This window comes from Citrobacter amalonaticus (assembly GCF_002918555.1).
Lineage (GTDB): Bacteria > Pseudomonadota > Gammaproteobacteria > Enterobacterales > Enterobacteriaceae > Citrobacter_C > Citrobacter_C amalonaticus_A.
Genome location: NZ_PQMB01000002.1, coordinates 921,203 through 946,409, shown reverse-complemented (window position 1 = coordinate 946,409; position 25,207 = coordinate 921,203). Strand labels below are relative to the sequence as shown.

Here is a 25,207-nt window from a genome sequence, read left to right as displayed (position 1 = left end):
GCCAAATACTAACACCGTGTTATAGTGCTATCAACACGCAACACCATCGGGCATGATAAAAATGAGTAATAATCCTCTGATTCCGCAAAGCAAGCTTCCCGCGCTCGGTACCACCATCTTCACGCAAATGAGCGCCCTGGCGCAGAAACATCAGGCCATTAATCTTTCTCAGGGCTTCCCGGATTTTGACGGGCCGCGTTATTTACAGGAACGTCTGGCCTGGCACGTCGCGCAGGGCGCAAATCAGTACGCTCCAATGACGGGCGTCCAGCCGCTGCGTGAAGCTATCGCCGACAAAACGGCGCAACTGTATGGTTACAAACCCGATCCTGACCATGAGATCACCGTGACTGCAGGGGCTACGGAAGCGCTGTATGCTGCCATTACCGCGCTGGTACGTGAAGGCGATGAGGTGATTTGCTTCGATCCAAGCTATGACAGCTATGCGCCAGCGGTTACGCTTTCTGGCGGTGTTTTAAAGCGTATTGCGCTTCAGCCGCCGCATTTTCGGGTTAACTGGGCGGATTTTTCCGCGCAGCTCAGCGAGCGTACGCGACTGGTTATCCTCAACACCCCACACAATCCGAGCGCCACGGTATGGCGCAACGCGGATTTCGCCGCGCTCTGGCAGGCAATTGGCGAACGTGAAATTTATGTGCTGAGTGATGAGGTTTACGAACATATCAACTTTGCGCAGGGGGGGCACGCCAGCGTGCTTGCGCACCCTGAACTACGCCAGCGCGCCGTTGCCGTGTCGTCGTTTGGTAAAACCTTTCATATGACCGGCTGGAAAGTCGGATACTGCGTGGCGCCCGCAGCAATCAGTGCAGAGCTGCGTAAGGTGCATCAGTATTTGACGTTCTCGGTGAACACGCCCGCCCAGCTGGCGCTGGCGGATATGCTGCGCGCCGAACCTGAACACTATCGGGACTTACCCGAATTTTACCGCAATAAACGCGATATTCTGGTCAATGCGCTGAGTCACAGTCGGCTGGAGGTTCTGCCATGTGAAGGAACTTACTTCCTGCTGGTGGATTATAGTGCGGTGTCCGCGCGCAATGACGTTGAGTTTTGTCAGTGGTTGACGCAGGAACATGGCGTGGCAGCCATTCCGCTGTCTGTATTTTGCGCCGATCCCTTCCCGCATAAACTGATTCGTTTATGCTTCGCCAAACAGGAGTCGACGCTACTTGCGGCGGCAGAGCGCCTGTGCAGGCTGTGATTATTTCACCGTCCACGCTTTAGAGAACCGACGGTCTGCAAACAGCTCCTGCAGGCCGTTGATCTGTTTCAGACGTAAAACTTCATCGTCATCCATCCCCAGCTCTTTACCAATTTTATTATCGTCCCAACCCAGCTGCGCGAGCTCGCGAACGATTTCTGACATGGCATGGATCTGATGGCGGCCACGCGCCCGATTATGGCGAATGGTGGCGGCAATACGTTCGTGCCGCGTTCTTTCCAGGCAGGTGACGGGCAGGTAACCTTTCAGACGGGACTTCAGGACCGCTTTGCCTTTACCTAATTCATGACGATGAAAACCATCAATAATTTCATACGATCCGGCGCTGGATTGTGACACGACGATAGGTTGAGTAAATCCATCAGCCTCGATCGACTTCAGCAATAACCGTTTCTCCGGTGGCGCGACGTTGTTCGGGTTATAGTCGTTGGGCGCAATGTTCTCGTTTTTAACCCACAGCACGCAGTCGACAGGTTCATTGCGAAAGGGGCTGACTTTGTGAATCGCCATGCGAAATTCGTTAATGGCCTTGATCCGGTCTTCTTCGGATAATCCAGAGAGAAAGCGGATTAACTCCTGTGTTAATCGTTGCTGCATAGTATCCCCCATTCCTTACGTTTTTCTTTCATTCGTTCGTTGTAACGTTGGTAACTTTTGGGTTTTGTAGGACTGAACGACAGAGCCCGGCACCAGTAATCATTATTCAGCAGTACCTTACAGATACGTCGCCAGGACGGGATATCTTTGGAGCCAATGTCGCCTTGCTGCGTCTGGGGAATATCGTCCATCCCCTTTTTCTTGTACCACTGTAAATAGACAGCGATTTTGTTGCGATAATGCTCAGCGGTATGCTCCGGCATACTGTTAAGTAACAGCATTGCGTATTCATTCCACTCTAAATGTTCCGGCTTTAAGATCTTACGGTGACCATAAAAGTGGTTATCCTGGCCGGCGTAAATACCGCCGCTTCGCACACCGCTGACGCGTGCGCACATCATGGCCCAGCGCTCGGGTTCAATGACATGGTATAGCCACAGTCCCTGACGCTGTTCGGGGCCGAACGGTTCGCAAATGCGCATGTAGCGGGCGGGGACTCCAGCCTGATACATCAGATTGTACAATGGGTTGCAGGGTTGTTTACTTTTTGCAAACCAGGTCCAGATGTCAGCGGTCTTCCAGTCATAGATGGGATAAATATACCAGGTGTGACCACCGGGCGCCGCTGTCGTCCAGGGTTTATCATCGGCAAAGCGCTGCTTATGGGAACTCGCGATGGCGATAAACCGATTGTATGATTCATCAGCCCGGATACCTACCAGCATTCCAGCCGGACGTTTTTCTGAAAACCAGTCTGCAAAATCACGAACGAACTGCTCGAACGTCATACCGTAATGATAAAAGGGGAAGAATGCGGGATCGGTAATAGCATCTGCGGGAGGCTGGCGAACCCAGTCGGTTCCTGGCTCCCAGCATTGCCATTCCGGTTGAAACTGTGAAAGGGAATTTTGAGTCGTTAATGGCAATGCGACCCAATAAAAATTATCGACAACATCGGAATAATAGTCACGTAAGGTCTGAACATAGTCGATCGTACAGGAGAACTGCGCTTCCCAGTCAATAAATAATATATTGATTTTTTTGTTTAACTGACGCGCCAGCGTGGCGGTCAGATGCAGCATTAATCCGGAGTCCTTACCGCCAGAAAATGAGACGCATACCCGAGGCAGATTCTTTAACGTCCACGTTATACGCTCCTGAGCGGCTTCCAAAACGTTTTGATTGAGTGGAATTTTATAAACAGACATCTAAAGGTTATCCCTGAACGTTAACCCGATAGTGCTTAATAATTATCAACCTATAAGATAGTCTAATTAATTGATTGTTTGCAATATTTAATTGTATTGATTGCGGTAATGTTTTTATTTTGATTAATTTGATTTATGAATAATTCGTTTATTAATTATTAGAGTGATGAGGTATTTAGAGGCCGTTCTCCTTTATCAATAAAATCTGTAAAACTGATATTTTAAAGAGGTGCTCGATTGTGCATTAAATATAAAAGAGATGAGGGTGGTGTAATGGGAACGTTTCACCGGCTTGCGCTTGATTAAATTTTTATAAAAATTGACGGCGATTCAGGGAGCATTCCAGCCAGGTCAGTTACTGAAAGAGGACAAATAATAAAATACGCGAGGTGCTTCTGAACTGTATTTTCTTTCGCAGACTGTAAACCTGCGCTGGCCTGGAAATTTTAAATACCCGTTGCAGGACGGGTTATCAGGAGACATTTTTCCTGCAAAAAAATCTTCTGAAGAAACCGGGGCAGATAAGCGTGGGTGATTACGGGTACAGACAAGGACGGGTTCGGGCAGACAAACTGCAGAGGCTGTTGATCCGCGTGGCTGCGCGGAGGTTGGCGCGCTACGATATGCTAAAGCTCGTCGGTGTTTCCGGGGGGAGGCTTCACCGGGTTTAATCTCAATATCAGACAGGTACGCGCCTGATGGATTAATTTCATCATATCAACCGGCACGATTAAGTTATGCCTATGACCTTTTTCTTCAGGGATGGTGTTATCTGTAATGCGGGGCGGCGTTGCAGATTATTCAGGTTATTCTCAAAGCATTAATGTGAGGTGATGCTTGCCGCGATCGGTATAATACCCTTGTTGTGGCGCGTAAATTAATAGTCTACACACGCCCGGCAATGACCGACTCACTGCCGATGGCGTTATGCACAGCATTTCAGCCATCTTGCTGATGACAGAAAATATACCCGAGGAGGAGAAGTTGATTGAAAGCGGGTTTTTCCGTTTACAGATATAAGCCATTTTCTCTCGAATATTATTTATTTTGCTTAATTATCCAGCGTTGTTAATGTTTTTTTGCACTTTTCGGATACGGGTGGATCAAAAAATAAATGGATTTTTAGTATGGCTAAAATAGCATCTCACCATGATGTAAGGTCGGGAGCAATGCGGAAAGGTGACTGTTAAAAATAAAAAACAATCACCTCATCTTGTGGCTTATTTGTTACCCATCATTACATTAAATTGTTCTTTGTCAGGCAACCCCACAACCTGCTGTAACATCTTTTCTTTGTCCATGTAATAAATGGCGGGGGTCGCGTTTGCTCCCAGGTCATCCATGATCTTCTGGTTCATATTGATAGCTTTCATCTGTTCAGGCGGAACGGATGCAGGCACGTTGAGCTTCAGCTTGCCGCCGGAAGCCTCATAGTCATGCCAGGTTTTGGCAGGATCTTTCGTCGATAAAATGGCGGCGGCGACCATCGGGCTTTCTGGTTTGATTACGCCAACCAGCAACGTGCGCAACTGGACTTTACCAGAATCAACCCACGGACGCGCTTGCTGCCAGAACTGCGTACAGTAAGGGCAGAAGGGATCGGCGAAAACATACAGAACGATCGGTGCGTCTTTTTTACCATCGGGAAGCCATGACGCTTTCTCCATCTGCTGCCACAATTCACGTCCGGCAGGGGCGTAAATCTCTTTTTCAATGAGCGCGTTACTCAGGTTTTTCCCTTTTTCATCATACATATAGCCAGAGATAGCCTGTTTACCGTCTGGAGTCATATAGATGGTCACGCCCATGTCCTGATATTTACCCAGATACCCCTTCATTCCTCCTGGGGCATCGAACGATTTGATAATGGTAATCCCTTGCTTTTCGATAGCTTTCACCGGGGCGGGTAACGCTTCGGCAAAGGTGACAAGTGGAAAAAGGGTGAGCAGCAGCAGACTTCGTTTAAACATTATTTTTCCTTATAAATCAATGCGGAATTGGGATGTATGGCTGAGCCTATTACAGCCATAGGCAAGATCTCATCCGGGAACATTGCCCTTTCGTGAGTGGGGTGTTGTAATCCTTTCCGCTGTTACAGCCTTTGTTAAGGTAATGTAGAGCGCAACACTTAGCCAGCTTGCTGGCGCTGAAGTTACCCACGGGTAGTTCAGGTAATGGGGCCGCCTGTTAAGGGGGCCCTTTTTACTTTGGTCGCATTGCTGCGGCTTACGGTTCACTAAAGCTGTCTTACGTTGGTTGTTAGTTAACGCTTATTGATTTGATAAAGGAAACGCATTAGCCCTGGCAAAGAAATTTCGTTAACTTACTCCTCAACGAAAACACGGAGGAAGTACAGATGTCCTTGATTAATACTAAAATTAAACCTTTCAAAAACCAGGCGTTCAAAAACGGTGAATTCATCGAAGTCACTGAGAAAGATACCGAAGGCCGTTGGAGCGTCTTCTTCTTCTATCCGGCTGACTTTACTTTCGTATGCCCGACTGAACTGGGCGACGTTGCAGACCATTACGAAGAACTGCAGAAACTGGGCGTAGACGTTTACTCAGTTTCCACCGACACCCACTTTACTCACAAAGCATGGCACAGCAGCTCTGACACCATCGCTAAAATCAAATATGCGATGATCGGCGACCCGACCGGCGCCCTGACCCGTAACTTCGACAACATGCGTGAAGATGAAGGTCTGGCTGACCGCGCCACCTTTGTTGTTGACCCGCAGGGCATCATCCAGGCGATCGAAGTTACCGCTGAAGGTATTGGCCGTGACGCATCTGACCTGCTGCGTAAAATCAAAGCGGCTCAGTATGTTGCTTCCCACCCAGGCGAAGTGTGCCCGGCTAAGTGGAAAGAAGGTGAAGCGACGCTGGCTCCATCTTTAGACCTGGTTGGCAAAATCTAAAATTCGCTGTGTCTTTCGTGCAACAGGTGCGTTGGCTACGTTTAATCACCCCGGACGCTTACTGATGTAAGCGTCCGGGGATTCAGAAGCTAGCCGCCTTCCTGTAACGCGAAATACGTGCGAATTCATTCTTAAGCGGGTGCGCGGCACCCGTTTTTTCCAGCACCATGATGCAAGTTGCATTCAGGCAGCCCGAATAAGGCAGCTTGCATGATGACGTTTTTAGAGAGGGAAGAAGAATGCTCGACACTAACATGAAAACCCAGCTCAAGGCCTACCTTGAGAAACTGACCAAACCTGTTGAGTTGATTGCCACGCTGGACGACAGCGCTAAATCGGCAGAGATCAAGGAACTGCTGGCGGAGATCGCCGAACTGTCACCGAAAGTGACCTTCAAAGAAGATAACAGCCTGGCAGTACGCAAGCCGTCTTTCCTGATCGCTAACCCAGGTTCTCACCAGGGGCCGCGCTTTGCCGGTTCTCCGCTGGGACACGAATTTACCTCCCTGGTACTGGCGCTGCTGTGGACCGGCGGTCATCCGTCAAAAGAGGCGCAGAGCCTGCTGGAGCAGATCCGCGATATCGACGGTGATTTTGAGTTCGAAACCTATTACTCACTCTCCTGCCATAACTGCCCGGACGTGGTGCAGGCGCTGAACCTGATGGCGGTGCTGAACCCGCGCATTAAACACACGGCGATTGATGGCGGTACCTTCCAGAACGAAATCACCGATCGCAACGTGATGGGCGTTCCGGCGGTCTTCATGAATGGTCAGGAGTTTGGGCAGGGCCGTATGACCCTGACGGAAATCGTCGCGAAAGTGGATACCGGTGCGGAAAAACGCGCAGCGGAAGCGCTGAACAAGCGCGAAGCGTATGACGTGCTGATTGTCGGCTCCGGCCCGGCGGGTGCGGCAGCGGCGGTTTACTCTGCACGTAAAGGGATTCGTACTGGTCTGATGGGCGAACGCTTTGGCGGCCAGGTACTGGATACCGTCGATATCGAAAACTACATCTCTGTGCCGAAAACCGAAGGCCAGAAACTGGCAGGCGCGCTGAAGGCGCACGTCAGCGATTACGATGTGGATGTGATCGACAGCCAGAGCGCCAGCAAGCTGGTTCCGGCTGCGGTGGAAGGTGGGCTGCACCAGATTGAAACCGCTTCCGGCGCAGTGCTGAAAGCGCGCAGCATTATCATTGCCACCGGCGCGAAATGGCGCAACATGAACGTCCCGGGTGAAGATCAGTATCGTACTAAAGGCGTCACCTACTGCCCGCACTGCGATGGCCCGCTGTTTAAAGGCAAGCGCGTGGCGGTCATCGGCGGCGGGAACTCCGGTGTTGAAGCGGCTATCGACCTGGCGGGTATCGTTGAACATGTCACCTTGCTGGAGTTTGCGCCAGAAATGAAAGCGGATCAGGTCCTGCAGGATAAACTCCGCAGCCTGAAAAACGTCGACATCGTGCTGAATGCGCAGACGACCGAAGTGAAAGGTGACGGGACGAAGGTGGTTGGACTTGAATACCGCGACCGCGTGAGCGGCGATGTTCACAACGTAGAACTGGCCGGTATTTTTGTTCAGATTGGCCTGCTGCCAAACACGACCTGGCTGGAAGGCGCTATTGAACGTAACCGCATGGGTGAGATTATCATCGATGCGAAATGTGAAACCAGCGTGAAAGGCGTATTTGCGGCGGGTGACTGCACAACCGTACCGTACAAACAGATTATCATTGCGACCGGAGAAGGCGCGAAAGCTTCCCTGAGTTCATTCGACTATCTGATTCGCACCAAAACAGCATAAAAAGAAGCAAGACTACACACCTGCAAACACCGCCTGCTAATTACAGGCGGTGTTTTTTTATCTGCATAATGCGATTTAACGAACAACCAGCACCGGCAGGGTGGCATGGCGAACGACGCTGGAAGCGTTTGAACCCAGCAGATGCGTCGTGATTGACGGATTGCGAGAGCCAATCACCACCACATCCGCCTTCAGCTCTTCGCCCAGCTCGTTGACGACATCCCGCACGCTGCCGAAGCGGACATGTTGCTTAATTCGTGATGGATCAATATTAAAGTGACCAGCCATCGTTTGCAGACGCGTTTCCGCTTCATGTTGCAGGTGTTCTTCAAAGCGGCGAACGTCAGCGGCAAACCGATGCAGGCTTAAGCTGGCAGAGCCTGGAAGCACATGCAGCAGATGAATCACGCCTTTATCTTGTGCCAGAAACTCTGCATGACGGACAGCCTTGTCGCTCAGCTCCATTTCAAAAACATCAACAGGCATAATGATAGTGTTGTACATAAGCGTTCTCTCCTTGTTATACACGTCACTTTTCAGGCTGCTTCTTTGCTGGCTGTCGTCACGCGTCCCGATCGCTTATTTGCGTAAGCCTCAGGGACGCATTCCGTTGCCGCCTCGATGCATCATAAATGGTGTTGTGCATTTCTCATGAATACATAACATCATAGTAATAAATATGATTCTGTCAGTCACGGCACAGATTACGCTTTGTGGCCTGGAGCCTGTAAAGATACGTACAACACGCTGTTACCAGCGATCTTCAAGGTAGATCACTGCCGCAACGAGGAGCGCCGCTATCAGGAAATACACCGCAGTGATGCCAAACGCTTCGGTCATGAAAGGTTCCACAGACGGATAACCCCTTCAGGTTAGTTCGCGCAGAAACTCGTTAAAATGATAAATTTGGCTGATATTAAACCGGAAAGAGGATGCGGCGGCATCCTCTGGGTAAAGCAGTGAATTGCTTATACAGATGGGATTAGCGCAGGTAGTCGCCTGCTGCTTCTGGCTGGTATTCGAGCTCCAGCACTTCGAGGTGTGTGGCGACGCCGCCCGGTAATTCCCAGTGAATAGTGTCGCCTACGCGCAGACCAAGCAGGGCTGCACCTACCGGAGCCATGACCGAAAGTTGCGTACTGCTGTCGGTCATCCCTGCCGGATAGACCAGCGTGCGTACGCGAATCTCGCCATCGCTGAGATTGCGAAATTTCACACGACTGTTCATGGTCACGACATCGTGGGGCATGGCTTCTGGCGAGCACATTTGCGCACGATCCAACTCTGCGTTTAACGCGTCGGCAATGGGGAGATCGGCAAACGCAGGCTGCTCCAGCAGACGGTCGATGCGCTCTGCGTCAAGGTCGTTAATGATGATAGTGGGTCTGGACATTTTTACTCCATGTCGTCGGTACTGCGAGTGCCGCAGGTAAATATTCCAAAAGAAAACCCTCACCGTCAGGCGGCGAGGGTTCAACTCTCATGATAATACTGAGACTTCCCCATTCTTTGAAGTGATTTAGTTCACATTCAGGCAAATCATCAATAGGGGGAAATTTTAGGTGAAAAACGTGATCGTTCTCAAATCTGCATTATGCTTTTTAAGCGCTCGCTTTGGGCGCGTCACCACTCTCAGTGTTCCACAACAGGAGATCTCATGAGCCATTACGACAAACTGACGTTAAAAGACGGCAGCTATTTGTACTTTAAAGACTGGGGGAGTGGGCAGCCTGTCGTGTTCAGTCACGGCTGGCCGCTAACCGCAGATGCGTTTGAGGATCAGATGCTGTTCCTCGGCTCGAAAGGGTTTCGGGTGATTGCCCACGACAGACGCGGGCACGGGCGGTCGGCTCAGCCCTGGGATGGCCACAATATGGATCAATATGCAGACGATCTGGCTCAGTTGACCGCGCATCTCAATCTTAAAGATGCTGTTCATGTCGGGCACTCTACCGGCGGTGGCGAAGTGGCGCGCTATATTGGTCGCCACGGAACCCTGCGAGTGGCAAAAGCCGCGTTGATTGGCGCGGTGACGCCCATCATGATTAAGACCGACTTTAATCCGAACGGCGTACCGAAAGAGGTATTCGATGGGATCCGTGAAGGGGTCGTGAACGATCGTGCTGCCTTTTTCTATGAGCTGACTGCGGCATTTTACGGCTACAACCGGCCGGGGGCGAAAGAGTCGAAAGGCGTACGTGAAAGTTTTGTCGCCCAGGGTTTACAGGGATCGATAAAAGCGATGTACGACTGCATAAAAGCATTCTCAGAAACCGATCTGCGAGAAGACCTCAAAAAAATGACCATTCCGACGCTGGTGATTCACGGGGATGACGATCAGATAGTCCCGTTTGAAACCTGCGGTAAGGCGGCGGCGGACATTCTGCCAGACGCTCAGCTGAAAGTGTACACCGGTGGCTCTCACGGCATTTGTACTACCCATAAACACCAGATTAACGACGACCTGCTTAACTTTATTCAGTCGTAATTATTAGCGGATTGTTCTACGCTGATCCTCCTCCATCAGGGGGATGAGCGAAGCATAATTCGTGTTTTGCTGTCGTAAACCTCACCAGAGAACGCTATGTACTTCTATCAGCCTTCCCAGGGACACGGCCTGCCGCATGACCCGCTGAACGCCATCATTGGGCCACGGCCTGTCGGCTGGATCGCGTCGCGCGACGGCGCCGGTCGACATAATCTGGCACCGTACAGTTTCTTTAACTGCTTTAATTATCACCCACCGATTATTGGTTTTGCCAGCAGCGGCTGGAAAGACAGCGTGCAGAACATTATCGAAACCGGTGAGTTTGTCTGGAATCTGACGACTCTCGAACTGGCCAGCGCGATGAATGAAACCTCGGCCAGTTTGCCGCATGGTGAAGATGAGTTTTTGGCGGCTGGACTTAGCAAAGCGGAAAGCCGGATCGTCAGCGTGCCACGTGTCGCACAAAGCCCGGTCAATTTCGAATGTCGTTTGTCACAAAGCCTGCAGCTGACCACTGCCGAAGGCGCACCCGTTGAAACCTGGCTGGTGCTGGGGGAGGTCGTCGGTATTCACATTGACGAATCCCTGCTGGAACAGGGAATCTACCAGACGGCGAAAGCGAAGCCGGTGCTGCGGGCGGGAGGGCCAACGGCGTACTATTCGATCAGTGACGCACATCGTTTTGATCTGGTCCGCCCGGATGCCCGCCTGAAGCGTTAAGCATAAAAACCGACGCTGGTCTTGCGTCGGTCGCAATGATCAGTAGCCCGCTTTGTCGATAATGAACTGTTTACCACAGTTACCCGGATGCGGCTGAGGCAGAAATGACAGGGCAGATAACGGTTGGTTAATGGTATCGGCTTTCAATGAAAGCTGGATCTCCGTCAGATATGCCGGATTGCCGTGACAGCTTAGCTTCACCGCGGTGACATTCTCTTTGCCCCAGCTCCTGGCGAATGCGGCGTTAAAAGCGCTACGCTTGACGGTTTTGCCGTAGTTATCCGCCAGAAACTTGCCGATCTCGCTGTGCTTTATCTCTTTATTCAGACGGACCATTGTGCCGAAGTAAGCATCCGGATTAAAGCCAAAACAGGCGCCATGCTTGGCGTATTCGTAACGTTCAAGGCAGGAGCGACCACCCGCGCCAGGCATGACCTCGCTTAACTTAGCGGCACTCTCCAGCGAAAGCCCTGTCTCTGGCGCTGCGCATTTGCGGCTGGCGCGCGCTTCCGGCAGATTAGGGATGGGGCGCGTTGCGCAGCCAAAGCGAAACCAGCGGCGCTCGTCTACTCCGCGCGCGGCAATCGATTTCGGTAAACCCGGCCACAGACCATGCACGGTCAGAAAATCGGTTTTGTTGGTGCTTTCTTTTTGCAGGCGACACTCATCGGGTTCGCGGAGATTGCGCTCATGCTGGCTCTGACAAAATCCCGTTTGCCAGGAGAGGGCCAGGACATAGCGATCGAAATCGCCGTACCGTTCAGGCTGAAGCGCGTCGGCCATTGCCATTGAGAGAGGAAGCAGAGACGCTGCCAGCAATGCACCATAGTGCCAGGTTGATTTCATGATGATTCGGGGACTTATATAAAAACTGAATAGTCTCTATTTAACCATAAAAAAGCCCGCCGGGTGTTTTTACCTGACGGGCTGTCGTCAATTCAGTTTTTCGGCGAGAGGATTAGCTCCACATTGCCAGAATCGGCCAGCCAACCAGCAGCAGCATGGCGATATAGATCACCCCAAAGATGGCGCCCAGGCGCCAGTAGTCTTTGGATTTCACATAGCCGCAGCCGTAGATAATGACGCCCGGGCCGGTTGCATAGGGGGTCAGACAGCCCATGATACCGATAGACAGCACCAGCAGAATACACAGATGTTCCATCGGTACGCCCGGGATACCTTTCCCCACGGCCAGAATAACGGGCAGCATGGTGGCAGTGTGGGCAGAAAGGCTGGCAAACAGGTAGTGAGCGAAGTAGAACACCAGCACCAGAACGATGACCGTCGCATTCGGCGAAAAGCCTTCCAGATGGGTACTCATGGTGTTAGCGAACCAGTCGATAAAGCCGGAACGGGTCAAACCGTTAGCCATGACGACCAGCGTCGCAAGGTTCACCAGCGTATTCCAGGCGCTGTTGTAACGGGTAATGTCTTTCCATGGAACGACGTGCAGCGCCAGCATCAGGGAAACCGCCAGCAGGCCGACTGCGGTTGCATCAATTAATTTGCCACCGAATACCCATAGCCCCAGGCTCAGCAGAACCAGGCCGATCAGCGTCCACTCTTTACGGCTCAGGTTACCCATGTTTTTCAGTTCGTCACCGGCCCAGGTCGCAACCTCCGCGCTGTGGGTCACTTCGGGTTTGTACAGAACATAGGAGAGCCACGGCGCAACGATCAGCAGAATAATCCCTACCGGCAGGAAGCTCAGGAACCACTGTAGCCAGCTGATCTGAATACCGGCAATCTTGCTGACGAACTCCAGACCCAGAACGTTTGGCGCAGCGCCAGTGACAAACATGGAGGAGCTCAGGCTGGTACTGATAACCATCATCCACATCAGGTAACCGCCGATACGACGCGATGAAGGATCGTTAGGGAACGATTTAAACAGTGGCGGCAGGTTTTTGATAACCGGGAACACGGTACCACCGGTACGCGCGGTGTTGGAAGGCGTAAACGGCGCCAGCAGAATGTCGATGATCACAATCGCATAGCCCAGCGTCAGGGTACGTTTACCCATGAACTTCACCAGGAATAGCGCGATACGACGACCCAGACCGGTAACTTCATAACCCAGCGCAAAAATGAATGCGCCAAAGACTAACCAGACGGTGGTGCTGGAGAAGCCAGCAAGGCCCCATTTCAGAGCCTGTTTACCGGCTTTGAATGCCGGGTCTGCCAGTTCTGAAGCATCAAAAAGCAGGTAGTTGCTGCCGATAACGCAAATCGTCACTGCGATAAAGCTGATCGCGGTAGCCGGAATCGGCTCCAGGATCATACCGATGATCATGGCGACGAAAACGGCGAAGTAGTGCCATGCCTGAGGTGGCATGCCATCGGGCACAGGAATAAGAAACATGACGCCCATTACCACTAATGGTGCCAATAACTTCCATATACTATCTTTAGATAAAGACATAAGTGATTCTCCGGAAAGGATCTTTCAATAATTGTGTAAATGCTTAACGTGTGGAATCTGTGCTAAAAACCAGGTGACGATCAGCAAATCGGCACTTCCTCCGGGGCTGAGGTTGCGTGCAATGCATTGCCTGTCGAACTGGTAGAGGTCATCGAGATCGGCGGGGGTTCTCATCCCCCCTTTTTGCAATAGCGTCCTGGCGTGCTGCTGCAGCCAGCGCAAACCTTGCGCACCACCGCGTGATGCAACGTTGGTATCACCGTTTATTGTCATCAGCAGCAGTAAGGTATCGAGGAGTGCCAGCTCAGGGTCGCGTCCCTGAGCCAGCAGCGTGCGGTAATGTGGCAAAGCATGACGGATCACCAGCGGATATCCCGCCTCGGCTTCGCCACGTGCGCCTGTCAGTCCCAATTGTTTAAAGAGTCGTTGGCCTGCCGTGAGTTGTTGATTGTTCTGACGCAGTTCGCGTTCAGTCAGGCCGCGGCAAAAGGTTGCCGCAGTCGCACAAAGGGTTTCTGCCGTGATTGCCTGCCGGTGTTGATGCAGACGACCAATGGCGGCGCAGAGCAGTCCTAAAGAAAAAATGCTGCCCTTATGGGTGTTCACACCGGCCGTTGCGCGGAACATATCGGCTTCACAGGCCATACCCAGTGGACGTAATCCATTCAGCACCGCCTCTGCGGGGAGTTGTGCACAGCACGCGCCGTATTCGATAAAACGCGGCAGCCACGCCTGGATCGCCAGCGCGCTGCGATGAAAATCCGCCAGCGCCATGTCCTTATGCGCCCCGCAGTTGAGGCGATCAACCAGACCAGGTTTTGGCGATAAATTCACTTCGGTGAGCATGGCGCGCCACGCCAGATGCGCATAAGCATCGAACAGCGCATGGGGCAGCGCGCTCGTTTCAGCGGGCATTTCGGGTATCGGCTGCATGCAGCAATGCCTCCATTTGATGGGTAAGGTCAGAAAGCGCATGGGTTTTGCCGCGCGCGCATTCAGCGGCGCTGTGGCCGCACAGCAAACAGCGACGGGCAGGCAGTGCAAAATGGCGACGGGAGAGAATTTCGCCTCCGGGGGTAAGAACGTCGATGTCCCACAAACGTCCCAGAGGATGACTGTGTTCAAGCCCGATTGTCGCGAGCTTGATGTTACGAGCCGGTGCTTCAAGAGAGAGCATACCTTCCGGCCCGCTTGCAGAGGCCAGTGCAGCCTGCTCCCGGATGGGCCACGCCATATTCCCCGCGAGGGTAAGCAGGGCAGTGACGCCGTGATTGAAGATCCGGCGAGTGAGCTCGCTGTCTTTAATCGGGCCTGGCGCCACCACGGTAAAGGAGACCAGTGGAATGGGATGGCGCATGAGCCAGGCGTGCTGCCTTGCCTGTCTCTCATCCCGGCTGGCGAGCAGCGCAGGGATCGAGACTTCATGATGAGTGGCGAGTTCCGGGAGCAGGTGCATGGCTTATTCCTTCACCTGATGAACCACGTCGATAACGGAACCATCACGGTAGCGCACAACGGCGATCACACGGTCGGTGAACCCGATGGGGCGCGGTTCGCCGGTGAGCTGTTGCGCACGTTCACGCAGCCACTCAATCGATACCACTTTCATTCCCGCTTCTTTCAGGCGTTCCGCCAGTTCCGGACGCGCCGGGTTAACAGCGATACCGTGATCGGTCACCAGGATGTCAACGCTTGAGCCTGGCGTGACGCAGGTAAGGACGTTATCAACCAACGTCGGGATACGACCACGCACCAGCGGTGCGACGATGATGGAGAGCGCGGCTGCGACGGCGGTATCACAGTGGCCGCCGGACGCGCCGCGAATCACGCCGTCAGAACCGGTCAGCACGTTAACGTTGAATTTCGTATCGACTTCCAGCGCACTGAGCACGACGACATCCAGACGGTCGACGGACGCCCCTTTTGAACCCCAGTTGGCATACTGGTTAGCGCTGATTTCGATGTGGTTAGGGTTACGTGCCAGTGACTCCGCAGCGTTGCGGTCAAAGCTTTGCACATCCAGCAGTTTGCGGATTAAGCCCTTTTCATGCAGGTCGACGATGGTGGCGGTAATCCCACCCAGCGCAAAGTCAGCACGGATATCGCGGCTGCGCATTTTATCTTCCAGGAAGCGGGTCACAGCCAGAGATGCGCCGCCTGTTCCCGTTTGCAGCGAAAAGCCTTCTTTGAAGAATCCGGAGTTGGCAATGACTTCTGCCGCGCTGCGGGCAATCAGCAGCTCACGCGGGTTGGTGGTCATGCGGGTGGCGTCAGCGCCTATTTTGTCGGCATCGCCAACCTGTTCGATCTGCACGATCAGATCCACCTGGTCCTGGGCAATGCTGGCCGGGTTATGAGGATACGCCAGCAGTTGTTCCGTCAGCAGAACAACCTGCCTGGCGTTTTCCGCGTCAACGCGGGCGTAGCCCAGAGAGCCACAGCAGGCTTTTCCGGTGTATCCGTTAGCATTACCGAATTGATCGCAGGAGGGCACGCCGAGGAAGGCGACGTCAATGTTAAGCTCGCCGCTCTGTACAAGATGAACGCGACCGCCGTGTGAGTGGACCTGAACCGGCTCAGCCAGCAGCCCACGGGAGATCTCTTCCGCCAGCGGCCCGCGCAGTCCCGAGGTATAAATGCGGCTGACCACGCCTTTACGAATATGATCGACCAACGGGGCATGACAGTCGCTCAGGGAACTGGACGCCAGCGTCAGGTTTTTAAAGCCCATACTGGCGATGGCATTCATCACCAGGTTGATGGTGAGATCGCCGCCACGAAACGCGTGATGGAAGGAGATCGTCATGCCATCCTGCAGACCGGAACGACGAATGGCCTCTTCCAGATTCGCACACAGCTTTTTATTACGCGGCTTTTGCGCCTGCTGGTTCTGCTTAGAGGTACTTGTGTAAGTGGAAAGGTCGCTTTCAGCGTGGCGACTCCACGCCGCTACCCGTTCCTGTCGTTGGGACTGTTCGATTTTCTGCGTCATTATTTTGCCTTATTCTTCGCGAATGCCGGAAAGTTCTGCACGGGAGAGCACCAGACGGGCGCGCTCAATCACCGGGCTGTCGACCATCTTGCCGTTCAGGGAGACGACCCCGAGGCCTTCACGGGCAGCGGCTTCAGCCGCTTCTACGACCAGGCGAGCGTGGTTCACCTCTTTTTGCGTCGGTGCGTACAGGTTGTGCAGCAGTTCAATCTGGCGCGGGTTGATCAGCGATTTGCCGTCAAAACCCAGCTGTTTGATGTGGGCAGCTTCGTGCAGGAAACCAGCTTCGTTATTGGCGTCGGAATAGACGGTGTCGAACGCCTGGATACCTGCTGAGCGTGCCGCTTGTAAAATCGAGCAGCGGGCAAACAGCAGTTCAGTGCCTTCCGGGGAGCGTTCGGTACGCAGGTTACGCACATAGTCTTCTGCACCCAGCGCAATCCCTATCAGACGCCCGGAAGCGTGGGCGATTTCTACGGCGCGAGTGATGCCCAGCGGGGATTCGATAGCGGCCAGCAGACCGGTACTGCCCGGCTCGCGACCACAGGCTTTTTCAATGCGCAGGATTTCGTTTTCGATATCGGTAACGTCCGAAGCGGTGTCGGTCTTCGGCAGACGTACAACGTCAGCGCCGCCGCGAACGACCGCTTCCAGGTCGTTGATCCCAAACTCAGAGTCGAGCGCATTCACGCGCACGATGGTTTCAACGTCCTGATACAGCGGATGCTGTAGCGCGTGATAGACCATGCGACGAGCGGTGTCTTTTTCACGCAGCGCGACGGAGTCTTCCAGGTCGAACATCAGGGCGTCCGCCGGGTAGATAAACGAATTGCTGACCATCGCGGCATTGGCACCCGGAACGAACAGCATGCTGCGGCGGGTGCGGGACTTACGTTGTTGCAAAGAAGTGGAAATCACTGGCGATCCTCCCAGGGCAGGGCCGGGATACCGCTGGCGCGCGCCAGCAATGCTTCCAGTCGGGCGCGTAAAATGCAGTCCAGCGCACCTTTATCGTCGACATTTAATTGCACGCCGTGGACATCGTTGCGAGCGAGTACGTCCAGAATGGTGGCGCGAATTGCGTCGCCGAACTGTTTCTCAACGCTGCTGTTGATCTGCAGATCAATATCCTGCGTATCGAGTGGGGCGATGCGTATCATCACATCACCGGACTCAAGTGTGCCTGCGACGGCAGCCTGATTTATTTTCATTTTTCACCTGTTACTAATGCGGGGGTCTTTTGGCGGACCGTCGCGCTCACCGGGGTACGTTCAGGCATATCCTGCAGATAGTGCAGAGTGGCTTCAGGTACCAGTGAGGCGATAGCCGTGAGATCTTTTTTAACCAGCAACTTACGAACCAGCGAGGCGGAAATTGGCGTCTCCTGGAAACACAGTCGCTCTATTTCCACCAGTTCAATTGGTGGGGCGGGAAGTGTTGGCGTCTCCAGCCAGAAACGCATATCGCGGTTATACTGGGAGGTGACAGCGCAAAAAGGTTCAGTACCGACGAAACGATGGGTGATACCCAGCGCCGGCGCCAGATACTGGCGGAAAATCTTCAGATCGATTTCGGTGTAGCAATGGTTGATAACGCTCTGCTCTTTGATGAAGTAGCACGGAAACGTGGCGCGGGAAATGATGTACTCAGAGCCGCGATGCACGGTGAGCCGTGGGATATCCGCCGTTCCTTTGAGCACCAGATCGAGCCGATCTTCATACGGGAAACGCGACGTATCCTCTTTGACGAGAAACAGATGCAGCCAGTCACACTGCGCGGCCGCTTGTTGAATCAGATAACGGTGGCCGTTTGTGAACGGATTGGCGTTCATGACGATACAGCCGATTTTTTCCCCGCTATGGCGCAGTTTTGTCAGCGATTCCGCATAGCGCTTCAGGCGTGTGGTGCTGTTTTCCATCAGCACCATGACGCCAGGGACACAGGTTAAGGTTGAAAAGCCGCACTGTTTAAATAGCGATTCATATTCAGTTTTTGTATATATAAAAAGATGTGTACAGTGTCTTTCATAAGCAAGGTTGATAAGCTCAGTTGCGAGAGTTAACGCTAAGCCCTCACCACGGACGGATTCACTGATGGCCACGCATTTAATGATATTCCCGGCAATGCCGCCACAGGCGATGAGCTTGTCGTCACGCATCACGGTAATAAATACTTCGACGGTCGTATCAACGCTTAAATCATTCGATTTCAGGAATTGCGTGATGGCGGCCATCTTTATATTTTCTGAGCGTTTAACTCGCGTAAATACATTATTACCAAACATAGTGAAAAGCGTCCTGAAGCTATATGTTGTTGCCAGTTTCCTGGGGTTGTTGTGCAGCATTGCCAATTGATAACATTTTGTTTCCGTCAGGTAGTTTTAGTTTTCTACTACTGAATATTTCTGTCCTGCCTTGACACGTACATCGTAAGGAGTATTTAAGAGATAAATTTTGATTTATTTCACAAAGACTTAGATGGTTTTTATGTGTTTTATGGTTTTAAGTTTTTTAATTATCCTAATCACATTTTGCATTGTGGTTTTAAGGTGTTTAATTGATTTAAGTTGAATAATCTGTAACGATCGCAATTAATGTCACGCTGTTGAGTTAAAACATTTTTATTACAAATGCAGAAAATGCACATCAAATAATGCCAGTCGAGGAACCGTAATGTGGGATCGAAAAAATAAAAAGCCGTTCTCTTTTTTTCGGCGACTTGCGTTTCCCTTGCGGATTTTTTTGCTTATCCTGGTTTTTTCCGTCTTTATCATCGCGGCGCTTGCCCAATATTTCTCCGCCAGTTTTGAGGATTATCTGACTTCGCACGTTCGGGATATGGCGATGAATCAGGCAAAAATCATTGCTGCGAATGACAGTATTATTGCCGCGGTGAAAAAACGTGATTACACGCGACTGGCGACGATTGCGAATAAGCTTCAGAGCGATACCGATTTCGACTACGTGGTCATCGGCGATCGCAACTCCATTCGCCTTTACCATCCAAACCCGGAGAAGATTGGCTATCCCATGCAGTTCACCAAGCCTGGCGCGCTGAGCAAAGGGGAGAGCTACTTTATTACCGGCACGGGTTCGATTGGTCTGGCGATGCGTGCTAAAACGCCGATATTTGATGATGATGGCAATGTGATTGGGGTGGTGTCGATAGGCTACCTGGTCAGCAAAATTGACAGCTGGCGGCTGGATTTTTTAATTCCGATGGCGGGGGTTTTTGTGCTGTTGCTGGGCGTGCTGATGTTGCTCTCCTGGTTTTTCGCCACTCATATCCGTCGCCAGATGTTAGGCATGGAACCGAAGCAAATCGCGCGAGTGGTACAGCAGCAGGAGGCGTTGTTCAGTTCGGTTTATGAAGGGCTTATTGCTGTAGATCTGGAAGGGAATATCACGGCCATCAATCGCAATGCGAGAAAGATGCTGGGTTTACGTTCGCCCGGCAGACAGTGGCTGGGGAAACCGGTCAGTGAGGTAGTCAACCCTTCCGGTTTCTTCACCGAACAGATCGCTGAAAAACGTCAGGATGTGATGGCGACCTTTAACGGGCTGAGCGTGATTGCTAACCGTGAAGCCATCCGCGCCGGGGATGATCTGCTTGGAGCGATTATCAGTTTCCGCAGCAAAGATGAAATTTCGACGCTCAATGCCCAACTGACGCAAATCAGGCAGTACGTGGAGAGCCTCAGGACATTACGCCATGAGCATCTAAACTGGATGTCGACAATTAATGGCCTGCTGCAGATGAAAGAGTATGACCGGGTTATCGCAATGGTGCAGGGGGAGTCGCAGGCTCAGCAACAGCTCATTGACAGCTTGCGCGAGGCTTTCGCCGATCGGCAGGTTGCGGGATTGCTGTTTGGTAAAGTACAGCGAGCCCGTGAGCTGGGGCTGAAAATGACGCTCGTGCCCGGTAGCCAGTTGCAGCAGTTGCCTGAAGGGCTGGACAGTACCGAATTTGCGGCAATTGTCGGTAATCTTCTGGATAATGCCTTTGAAGCCAGCCTGAGAACGACGGAAGGCAATAAGGTTGTAGAACTGTTCCTGAGTGACGAAGGGGATGACGTGGTCATTGAGGTCGCCGACCAGGGGTGCGGCGTGCCTGAGGCGTTACGCGAAAGAATATTTGAACAGGGTGTCAGCACCCGCGCCGATGAGCCAGGGGAACACGGTATCGGTCTGTATCTGATTGCAAGTTATGTGAAGCGCTGTGGCGGAGCAATTACGCTGGAAGATAATTCCCCCTGCGGCACTTTATTTTCTCTCTTTATTCCGAAAGTGAAAAAGAACAATGACGGAACCATTAACCCTATTGATTGTTGAGGATGAAACACCGCTGGCGGAGATGCATGCGGAATACATCCGCCACATTCCCGGCTTCAGTCAGATCTGGCTGGCAGGAAATCTGCTGCAGGCCCGGATGATGATTGAGCGTTTCAAACCCAGTCTCATTTTGCTGGATAACTACTTGCCGGATGGAAAAGGGATCACGTTACTGCACGAGCTGATGGAGTCGCACTATCCTGGTGGCGTAGTTTTTACCACTGCCGCCAGCGATATGGAGACGGTATCAGATGCTGTACGCAGCGGCGCGTTTGATTACCTTGTCAAACCTATCGCCTATGAACGGTTGGGGCAAACTCTGACAAGGTATCAACAGCGCAGGCGGATACTGGCCGCTAATGACAGCGCCAGCCAACGGCAGATTGATGAAATGTTCAATACCTACGCGCGCGGTGAGCCAAAAGGGGATTTACCTACCGGTATTGATGCCCTGACGCTGAATGCGGTGAAAAAGCTGTTTGCGGATCCGACTGTGCACCATACTGCAGAAACGGTGGCGCAGGCGCTGACGATCAGCCGCACAACCGCCAGACGTTATCTGGAGTACTGTGCCAGTCGACACCTGATCGTTGCGGAGATTGTTCATGGGAAGGTGGGAAGGCCGCAGCGTATTTACCACGGTGGCTGATACACGTCTTCCTTCAGGCTGCCCCTTTGCTGGACGTGGATTTGTCAAAAACCCCAGGAACATTGCTACCGATGTCACTGGGGTTTTTCACTTGCCGCCTGGATACGACTTTGTGTATCCAGGTGGAGAATAGACTCTAACTAATTCAGGTTGCAGGACAAATCTGCCGGGAGCAGATTTGAACGCTGCTTGCCTCGGCCCCGCAGGGGCGAGGCCCAGTGATGGGCCGGGTAACAAAGCCAACGCATCTGCAACCTGAAGTATGACGAGTATAAACGGACAGATTAGCCGCCTGCCACGGTAGAGGACGAGCCTGGCACCATCACTTCGGTCGCAATGATAACAATCAGTAACCCGACCATCACGGGAACTGACGTGCGCTTCACCACCTCAAACGGCGAAATTTTTGCCATCCCCGCGACCGCAACGACGACACCGGAAACCGGAGAGATAGTGCGCCCCAGATTTGACGCCTGCAGCATCGGAATCGATAAGTACGCCGGGTTGATGCCGGAGGAGTGGGCCAGTTTCGGGATCATCTCCACGAAGGCGTAGAACGGTGCGTTACCGGAGCCGGTGGTCATTGCGGCCAGCATGGTCAGAATCACCAGTACCAGCATCAGAATAATGCTCGCGGAACCAAAAGAGGTGGCGATCGAGATCAGGCTCTGAATAAAACCGATGGTGCTCAAACCCTGAGCGAAGACACCCGCAGCCACCAATAGCATGACTACGTTGGCGAATGCGTCCGCCATGCCGCGATAAGCGACTTCCAGACCAGTAAAGACTTTCTGCGTGTTGAAGCCGCGGACAAACTCCAGCACTGACGCGATCAGCATACAAATCACCAGAATCGTAATGATGTGCAGCTGTGGACCCCATTTGCCATCAAACACCAGCACGCCGATGATTGGCGTAAACGGCAGAAGGGCGTAAAAGGCCGGGGCGGTGGTGGTGATTTCATTCACATCGAGAATTTCATGTGAAATGTTCTCTTTTTTATCCAGATAGCGCTGCCAGAAGAAGTGGGCGATTGCCATTCCGATAATTGCCGCGATGGAGATTGGCAGCGTGGTTTTAAACGCGAAGTCGATTAGCGGCATTTCGGCTGCTTTGGCTGCCAGTACCACATCGCCGGAGGTGGGGGACAGGATGATCGCTGCGGGAGATGCGCAAATCGCTGCTGCGGCACCACGGCTGATCCCTACGTTCACCATCACCGGGAAGAGGGTGGCCATCAGCAGTACGCCCAGCCCCGTTGCCGAGGAGACTGCCAGCGACATGAGGCAGGCGACAAAATAGGCGGCAATCATGAGCAGGTAAGGTGAGTTAATATATTGCAGCGGCTTGGACGCCAGCTTGACGACCATATCGTTAGCGCCGATATGCGTCATGTAAGCGGCAAAACCACACAGCATCATGATCATCATGCCGAGGTCGCCACCGCGGCTCATCAGCAGAATTTTAATATATTCAACAATATCGGTGGCCGTGTAACCGGTGCTGGTTTCACTGGATGGCAAAATCTTGTGACCCATTAGCGCGCTAATGATTAACAGCGCCAGACCACCAACGAAGAGTACACCCGTTGCCGAATAGCCTTTAATGATATAACGGGCGACGCCCACAATAACCACAACTCCAATAAGGAGTTCAATAAACGTTAACATTACTTCCCCTGTCGCGTAGACGCCCAGAATATGAAAATAAGAAAATACTAATACTCTAAATAATTCGAGTTGCGGGACAAAACGCGTAGTCGTTTTGAACAGCGCTTGCGCTGGCCCCGAAGGGGCGAGTCCCCAGGAGCGTACACGAGTACGTGACTGGGGTGAACGACAAATCTGTCAGGAACAGATTTGAACGCTGCTTGCAGCTGCCCCGAAAGGGCGAGCCCCTGGGATGGACCGAGTAATAAAGCCAACGCACCAGCAACTTGAAGTATGACGAGTATAAATATTGATGCCAAAATGTGCCGAATAAACCGTTCTCTCTTGCTGATTAAAATCAATAAAAGAGTGGATTAAAGCGAGTCTGTGGTTATTTTTGTACCCTGGCAACAATTATGGAATACAGGGTTGCTAAATTTTTAAAAAGCCAGATTGTTAATTAAATGATGCAAATATGATTGATAAATGTTTAATTTTATATGCAGCGAGAGGATCCTGACAGGCAATGCAATGATCCTGGAGTGAGAAAATTTGTGCGACTGGCATTTTCTCCTGAGTGACGGCCGCTCAGGGTAACCAGGCCTTTTAAACAGGGATCTTTCTGATTTTGTTATTATGTATTTTTGTTAAGCTTTTATTCAGGTTTGCTTTGCTACGATCGGCATTGAATTTAATAATGGTAATAACAACTGTGATTTTCGCTAAAAGATATTTTACTATTTTCTCATTTCTTTTTATTCAGTTAGCGCTTTTTCCTCAGGCTAATGCCGCGGAAAAGGGGTGGTTCAACACGTTTACCGATAATGTTGCTGAAACCTGGAATCAGCCTGAGCATTTCGATTTGTATGTGCCTGCTATTACCTGGCACGCGCGTTTTGCCTATGATAAAGAAAAAACGGATCGCTATAACGAACGTCCCTGGGGGGCTGGATTTGGTCAGTCGCGCTGGGATGACAAGGGCAACTGGCATGGCCTGTACATTATGGCGTTTAAGGACTCGTGGAATAAGTGGGAACCTATTGGTGGCTACGGCTGGGAAAGCACCTGGCGACCACTGGCTGATGAAAACTTCCATATGGGTCTGGGCTTTACCGCCGGCGTAACGGCGCGTGATAACTGGAACTACATTCCGCTCCCTGTGTTGCTGCCTCTGGCATCGATTGGTTATGGCCCGGCAACGTTCCAGATGACCTACATTCCTGGCACCTATAACAACGGTAATGTTTACTTTGCCTGGATGCGTTTTCAGTTTTGACCCTGGCAACGACGGGTGTACTGACGGCGCTCACCGTAGCCTCCCTGAAAGCCCACTGATACTGCTTACAGACCGCCTGTTTTACCGGATAGCGTATTAAAAATATCGATAAAACAAGAAGTAATGTGTTTACACTAAAAAATAACGCGATATTTATCACTTTTTAGCAAAGATAGACTGGACAAAGCGTACCACAATTGGTGTACTGATACCCGACACAGCATTTGTGTCTATTTTTCATGTAAAGGTAATTTTGATGTCTAAGATTAAAGGTAACGTTAAGTGGTTTAATGAGTCCAAAGGATTCGGTTTCATTACTCCGGAAGATGGCAGCAAAGACGTGTTCGTACACTTCTCTGCAATCCAGACTAATGGTTTTAAAACTCTGGCTGAAGGTCAGCGCGTAGAGTTCGAAATCACTAACGGTGCCAAAGGCCCTTCTGCTGCAAACGTAACCGCTCTGTAAGCATACGTCAGCAAGAATTCAAAACCCGCTTATGGCGGGTTTTTTTTGCTTCTTAGTGGGCGGTTGAGGCTGAAAAGAGCCAGAACGCCAGAGCTGTCATGGCGAAAGAACCTAACAGGTTTACCAGTACGTTCAGCATCGCCCATGCAAAGCGTCCTTCCTGCAGCAGAAAGACGACTTCCGCTGAAAAAGTAGAGAAGGTCGTTAATCCCCCGCAGAAGCCGGTTGTGATCAACACTTTCCACATCGGGTCTATATTGGTCATCCGACTGAACCAGGCGAATCCCATACCAATGATAAAAGCGCCAATCAGGTTAGCTGCCAGAGTCCCAACAGGAATCGCCTGATGGAGCGGATTAAACCGCATACTGAGCATCCATCTCGCCACGCTTCCTGTCCCACCACCAATAAAAACCGCTAAAAATAGTTGTAACACTG

General features: G+C 51.9%; 24 protein-coding genes. 9 read left to right on the top strand and 15 right to left on the bottom strand.

Annotated elements, in window-relative coordinates; translation table 11 throughout:
- Positions 1-61 precede the first annotated feature (61 nt).
- Entirely contained in the window at positions 62-1,222 is a 1,161-nt protein-coding gene (locus tag C3432_RS10080) for a pyridoxal phosphate-dependent aminotransferase (RefSeq protein WP_103776464.1), read from the top strand.
- On the opposite strand, the gene C3432_RS10075 is transcribed toward C3432_RS10080, so the two are convergent.
- From C3432_RS10075 to dsbG, 3 genes are all read right to left on the bottom strand, one after another.
- On the bottom strand, positions 1,223-1,852 hold the full coding sequence (locus C3432_RS10075; RefSeq protein WP_181012895.1) for an IbrB-like domain-containing protein: 630 nt from the start codon (positions 1,850-1,852) through the stop codon (positions 1,223-1,225).
- Complete coding sequence (locus C3432_RS10070; protein WP_103776462.1) at positions 1,825-3,048, bottom strand: phosphoadenosine phosphosulfate reductase; 1,224 nt, start codon at positions 3,046-3,048, stop codon at positions 1,825-1,827. The genes C3432_RS10075 and C3432_RS10070 overlap by 28 nt, the downstream gene beginning before the upstream one ends.
- Before the next feature lie 1,220 nt (positions 3,049-4,268).
- Complete coding sequence (gene dsbG, locus C3432_RS10065) at positions 4,269-5,018, bottom strand: thiol:disulfide interchange protein DsbG (RefSeq protein WP_103776461.1); 750 nt, start codon at positions 5,016-5,018, stop codon at positions 4,269-4,271.
- A gap of 386 nt (positions 5,019-5,404) precedes the next feature.
- Between dsbG and ahpC the strand changes: the two genes are divergently transcribed.
- Positions 5,405-5,968, top strand: coding sequence for an alkyl hydroperoxide reductase subunit C (gene ahpC, locus C3432_RS10060; RefSeq protein WP_004859485.1), 564 nt, complete (start codon positions 5,405-5,407; stop codon positions 5,966-5,968).
- Positions 5,969-6,207: 239 nt separating this feature from the next.
- Positions 6,208-7,773 (top strand): alkyl hydroperoxide reductase subunit F, encoded by a 1,566-nt coding sequence (gene ahpF, locus C3432_RS10055; RefSeq protein ID WP_103776460.1) that lies wholly within the window; start codon positions 6,208-6,210, stop codon positions 7,771-7,773.
- A 75-nt stretch (positions 7,774-7,848) separates the two neighbouring features.
- Here ahpF and uspG read toward each other — a convergent pair whose 3' ends face one another.
- Together uspG and rnk are read right to left on the bottom strand one after the other, a co-directional pair.
- Positions 7,849-8,277 carry a universal stress protein UspG gene (gene uspG / locus C3432_RS10050; RefSeq protein ID WP_103776459.1) on the bottom strand — a complete coding sequence of 143 codons (429 nt, stop codon included), beginning with the start codon at positions 8,275-8,277 and terminating at the stop codon, positions 7,849-7,851.
- A 478-nt stretch (positions 8,278-8,755) separates the two neighbouring features.
- Positions 8,756-9,166, bottom strand: coding sequence for a nucleoside diphosphate kinase regulator (rnk, locus tag C3432_RS10045; protein ID WP_103776458.1), 411 nt, complete (start codon positions 9,164-9,166; stop codon positions 8,756-8,758).
- Positions 9,167-9,430: 264 nt separating this feature from the next.
- On the opposite strand from rnk, the gene C3432_RS10040 reads away from it, so the two are divergent.
- Together C3432_RS10040 and C3432_RS10035 are read left to right on the top strand one after the other, a co-directional pair.
- Positions 9,431-10,261, top strand: a complete 831-nt coding sequence (locus C3432_RS10040) for an alpha/beta fold hydrolase (protein ID WP_103776457.1) — start codon at positions 9,431-9,433, stop codon at positions 10,259-10,261.
- Positions 10,262-10,357: 96 nt separating this feature from the next.
- Positions 10,358-10,981, top strand: coding sequence for a flavin reductase family protein (locus C3432_RS10035; RefSeq protein ID WP_103776456.1), 624 nt, complete (start codon positions 10,358-10,360; stop codon positions 10,979-10,981).
- 39 nt (positions 10,982-11,020) lie between these two features.
- Here the strand turns inward: C3432_RS10035 and rna are convergent, their stop codons facing one another.
- The 8 genes from rna to citC all read right to left on the bottom strand — a co-directional run bounded on the left by rna (position 11,021) and on the right by citC (position 18,679).
- A complete protein-coding gene (rna, locus tag C3432_RS10030) occupies positions 11,021-11,827 on the bottom strand; it encodes a ribonuclease I (protein ID WP_103776455.1) in 807 nt (268 codons plus the stop codon).
- A 112-nt stretch (positions 11,828-11,939) separates the two neighbouring features.
- On the bottom strand, positions 11,940-13,403 hold the full coding sequence (gene citT / locus C3432_RS10025; protein ID WP_103776454.1) for a citrate/succinate antiporter CitT: 1,464 nt from the start codon (positions 13,401-13,403) through the stop codon (positions 11,940-11,942).
- A 24-nt stretch (positions 13,404-13,427) separates the two neighbouring features.
- Positions 13,428-14,336: a triphosphoribosyl-dephospho-CoA synthase CitG gene (gene citG, locus C3432_RS10020; protein WP_103776453.1), complete on the bottom strand. Its 909-nt coding sequence runs from the start codon at positions 14,334-14,336 to the stop codon at positions 13,428-13,430.
- Positions 14,308-14,859, bottom strand: coding sequence for a citrate lyase holo-[acyl-carrier protein] synthase (gene citX, locus C3432_RS10015; RefSeq protein ID WP_103776452.1), 552 nt, complete (start codon positions 14,857-14,859; stop codon positions 14,308-14,310). Before citX ends, citG begins: the two co-directional genes overlap by 29 nt.
- Positions 14,860-14,862: 3 nt before the next feature.
- Entirely contained in the window at positions 14,863-16,395 is a 1,533-nt protein-coding gene (gene citF / locus C3432_RS10010) for a citrate lyase subunit alpha (RefSeq protein WP_103776451.1), read from the bottom strand.
- A 9-nt stretch (positions 16,396-16,404) separates the two neighbouring features.
- Complete coding sequence (citE, locus tag C3432_RS10005) at positions 16,405-17,313, bottom strand: citrate (pro-3S)-lyase subunit beta (RefSeq protein WP_103776450.1); 909 nt, start codon at positions 17,311-17,313, stop codon at positions 16,405-16,407.
- The gene (gene citD / locus C3432_RS10000; RefSeq protein ID WP_103776449.1) at positions 17,310-17,606 is read right to left on the bottom strand and encodes a citrate lyase acyl carrier protein; all 297 of its coding nucleotides are present in this window, start codon (positions 17,604-17,606) and stop codon (positions 17,310-17,312) included. The genes citE and citD overlap by 4 nt, the downstream gene beginning before the upstream one ends.
- Positions 17,603-18,679 carry a [citrate (pro-3S)-lyase] ligase gene (gene citC / locus C3432_RS09995; protein WP_103776448.1) on the bottom strand — a complete coding sequence of 359 codons (1,077 nt, stop codon included), beginning with the start codon at positions 18,677-18,679 and terminating at the stop codon, positions 17,603-17,605. Before citC ends, citD begins: the two co-directional genes overlap by 4 nt.
- A gap of 388 nt (positions 18,680-19,067) precedes the next feature.
- Here citC and dpiB point away from each other — a divergent pair, with 388 nt between their 5' ends.
- Complete coding sequence (gene dpiB, locus C3432_RS09990) at positions 19,068-20,729, top strand: sensor histidine kinase DpiB (RefSeq protein WP_103776447.1); 1,662 nt, start codon at positions 19,068-19,070, stop codon at positions 20,727-20,729.
- Positions 20,698-21,378 (top strand): two-component response regulator DpiA, encoded by a 681-nt coding sequence (gene dpiA, locus C3432_RS09985; RefSeq protein WP_103776446.1) that lies wholly within the window; start codon positions 20,698-20,700, stop codon positions 21,376-21,378. Before dpiB ends, dpiA begins: the two co-directional genes overlap by 32 nt.
- 284 nt (positions 21,379-21,662) lie before the next feature.
- Here the strand turns inward: dpiA and dcuC are convergent, their stop codons facing one another.
- Entirely contained in the window at positions 21,663-23,048 is a 1,386-nt protein-coding gene (dcuC, locus tag C3432_RS09980) for an anaerobic C4-dicarboxylate transporter DcuC (RefSeq protein WP_103776445.1), read from the bottom strand.
- 676 nt (positions 23,049-23,724) lie between these two features.
- Here dcuC and pagP point away from each other — a divergent pair.
- Both pagP and cspE read left to right on the top strand, forming a co-directional pair.
- Positions 23,725-24,303 (top strand): lipid IV(A) palmitoyltransferase PagP, encoded by a 579-nt coding sequence (gene pagP, locus C3432_RS09970; RefSeq protein WP_103776443.1) that lies wholly within the window; start codon positions 23,725-23,727, stop codon positions 24,301-24,303.
- 256 nt (positions 24,304-24,559) lie between these two features.
- Entirely contained in the window at positions 24,560-24,769 is a 210-nt protein-coding gene (gene cspE / locus C3432_RS09965; RefSeq protein WP_000034826.1) for a transcription antiterminator/RNA stability regulator CspE, read from the top strand.
- Positions 24,770-24,821: 52 nt separating this feature from the next.
- Here the strand turns inward: cspE and crcB are convergent, their stop codons facing one another.
- Positions 24,822-25,205, bottom strand: coding sequence for a fluoride efflux transporter CrcB (gene crcB, locus C3432_RS09960; RefSeq protein ID WP_103776442.1), 384 nt, complete (start codon positions 25,203-25,205; stop codon positions 24,822-24,824).
- Positions 25,206-25,207: the final 2 nt, after the last annotated feature.

What these genes read in the sequence shown, in the direction of transcription:
- rnk (WP_103776458.1), bottom strand. Translation starts at nt 9,166, where the DNA reads ATGTCCAGACCCACTATCATCATTAACGACCTTGACGCAGAGCGCATC.
- citD (WP_103776449.1), bottom strand. Translation starts at nt 17,606, where the DNA reads ATGAAAATAAATCAGGCTGCCGTCGCAGGCACACTTGAGTCCGGTGAT.
- C3432_RS10075 (WP_181012895.1), bottom strand. Translation starts at nt 1,852, where the DNA reads ATGGGGGATACTATGCAGCAACGATTAACACAGGAGTTAATCCGCTTT.
- uspG (WP_103776459.1), bottom strand. Translation starts at nt 8,277, where the DNA reads ATGTACAACACTATCATTATGCCTGTTGATGTTTTTGAAATGGAGCTG.
- citT (WP_103776454.1), bottom strand. Translation starts at nt 13,403, where the DNA reads ATGTCTTTATCTAAAGATAGTATATGGAAGTTATTGGCACCATTAGTG.
- C3432_RS10070 (WP_103776462.1), bottom strand. Translation starts at nt 3,048, where the DNA reads ATGTCTGTTTATAAAATTCCACTCAATCAAAACGTTTTGGAAGCCGCT.
- dpiA (WP_103776446.1), top strand. Translation starts at nt 20,698, where the DNA reads ATGACGGAACCATTAACCCTATTGATTGTTGAGGATGAAACACCGCTG.
- dsbG (WP_103776461.1), bottom strand. Translation starts at nt 5,018, where the DNA reads ATGTTTAAACGAAGTCTGCTGCTGCTCACCCTTTTTCCACTTGTCACC.
- ahpF (WP_103776460.1), top strand. Translation starts at nt 6,208, where the DNA reads ATGCTCGACACTAACATGAAAACCCAGCTCAAGGCCTACCTTGAGAAA.
- dcuC (WP_103776445.1), bottom strand. Translation starts at nt 23,048, where the DNA reads ATGTTAACGTTTATTGAACTCCTTATTGGAGTTGTGGTTATTGTGGGC.
- citG (WP_103776453.1), bottom strand. Translation starts at nt 14,336, where the DNA reads ATGCAGCCGATACCCGAAATGCCCGCTGAAACGAGCGCGCTGCCCCAT.
- citX (WP_103776452.1), bottom strand. Translation starts at nt 14,859, where the DNA reads ATGCACCTGCTCCCGGAACTCGCCACTCATCATGAAGTCTCGATCCCT.
- cspE (WP_000034826.1), top strand. Translation starts at nt 24,560, where the DNA reads ATGTCTAAGATTAAAGGTAACGTTAAGTGGTTTAATGAGTCCAAAGGA.
- pagP (WP_103776443.1), top strand. Translation starts at nt 23,725, where the DNA reads ATGGTAATAACAACTGTGATTTTCGCTAAAAGATATTTTACTATTTTC.
- C3432_RS10040 (WP_103776457.1), top strand. Translation starts at nt 9,431, where the DNA reads ATGAGCCATTACGACAAACTGACGTTAAAAGACGGCAGCTATTTGTAC.
- citF (WP_103776451.1), bottom strand. Translation starts at nt 16,395, where the DNA reads ATGACGCAGAAAATCGAACAGTCCCAACGACAGGAACGGGTAGCGGCG.
- dpiB (WP_103776447.1), top strand. Translation starts at nt 19,068, where the DNA reads ATGTGGGATCGAAAAAATAAAAAGCCGTTCTCTTTTTTTCGGCGACTT.
- ahpC (WP_004859485.1), top strand. Translation starts at nt 5,405, where the DNA reads ATGTCCTTGATTAATACTAAAATTAAACCTTTCAAAAACCAGGCGTTC.
- rna (WP_103776455.1), bottom strand. Translation starts at nt 11,827, where the DNA reads ATGAAATCAACCTGGCACTATGGTGCATTGCTGGCAGCGTCTCTGCTT.
- C3432_RS10080 (WP_103776464.1), top strand. Translation starts at nt 62, where the DNA reads ATGAGTAATAATCCTCTGATTCCGCAAAGCAAGCTTCCCGCGCTCGGT.
- C3432_RS10035 (WP_103776456.1), top strand. Translation starts at nt 10,358, where the DNA reads ATGTACTTCTATCAGCCTTCCCAGGGACACGGCCTGCCGCATGACCCG.
- citC (WP_103776448.1), bottom strand. Translation starts at nt 18,679, where the DNA reads ATGTTTGGTAATAATGTATTTACGCGAGTTAAACGCTCAGAAAATATA.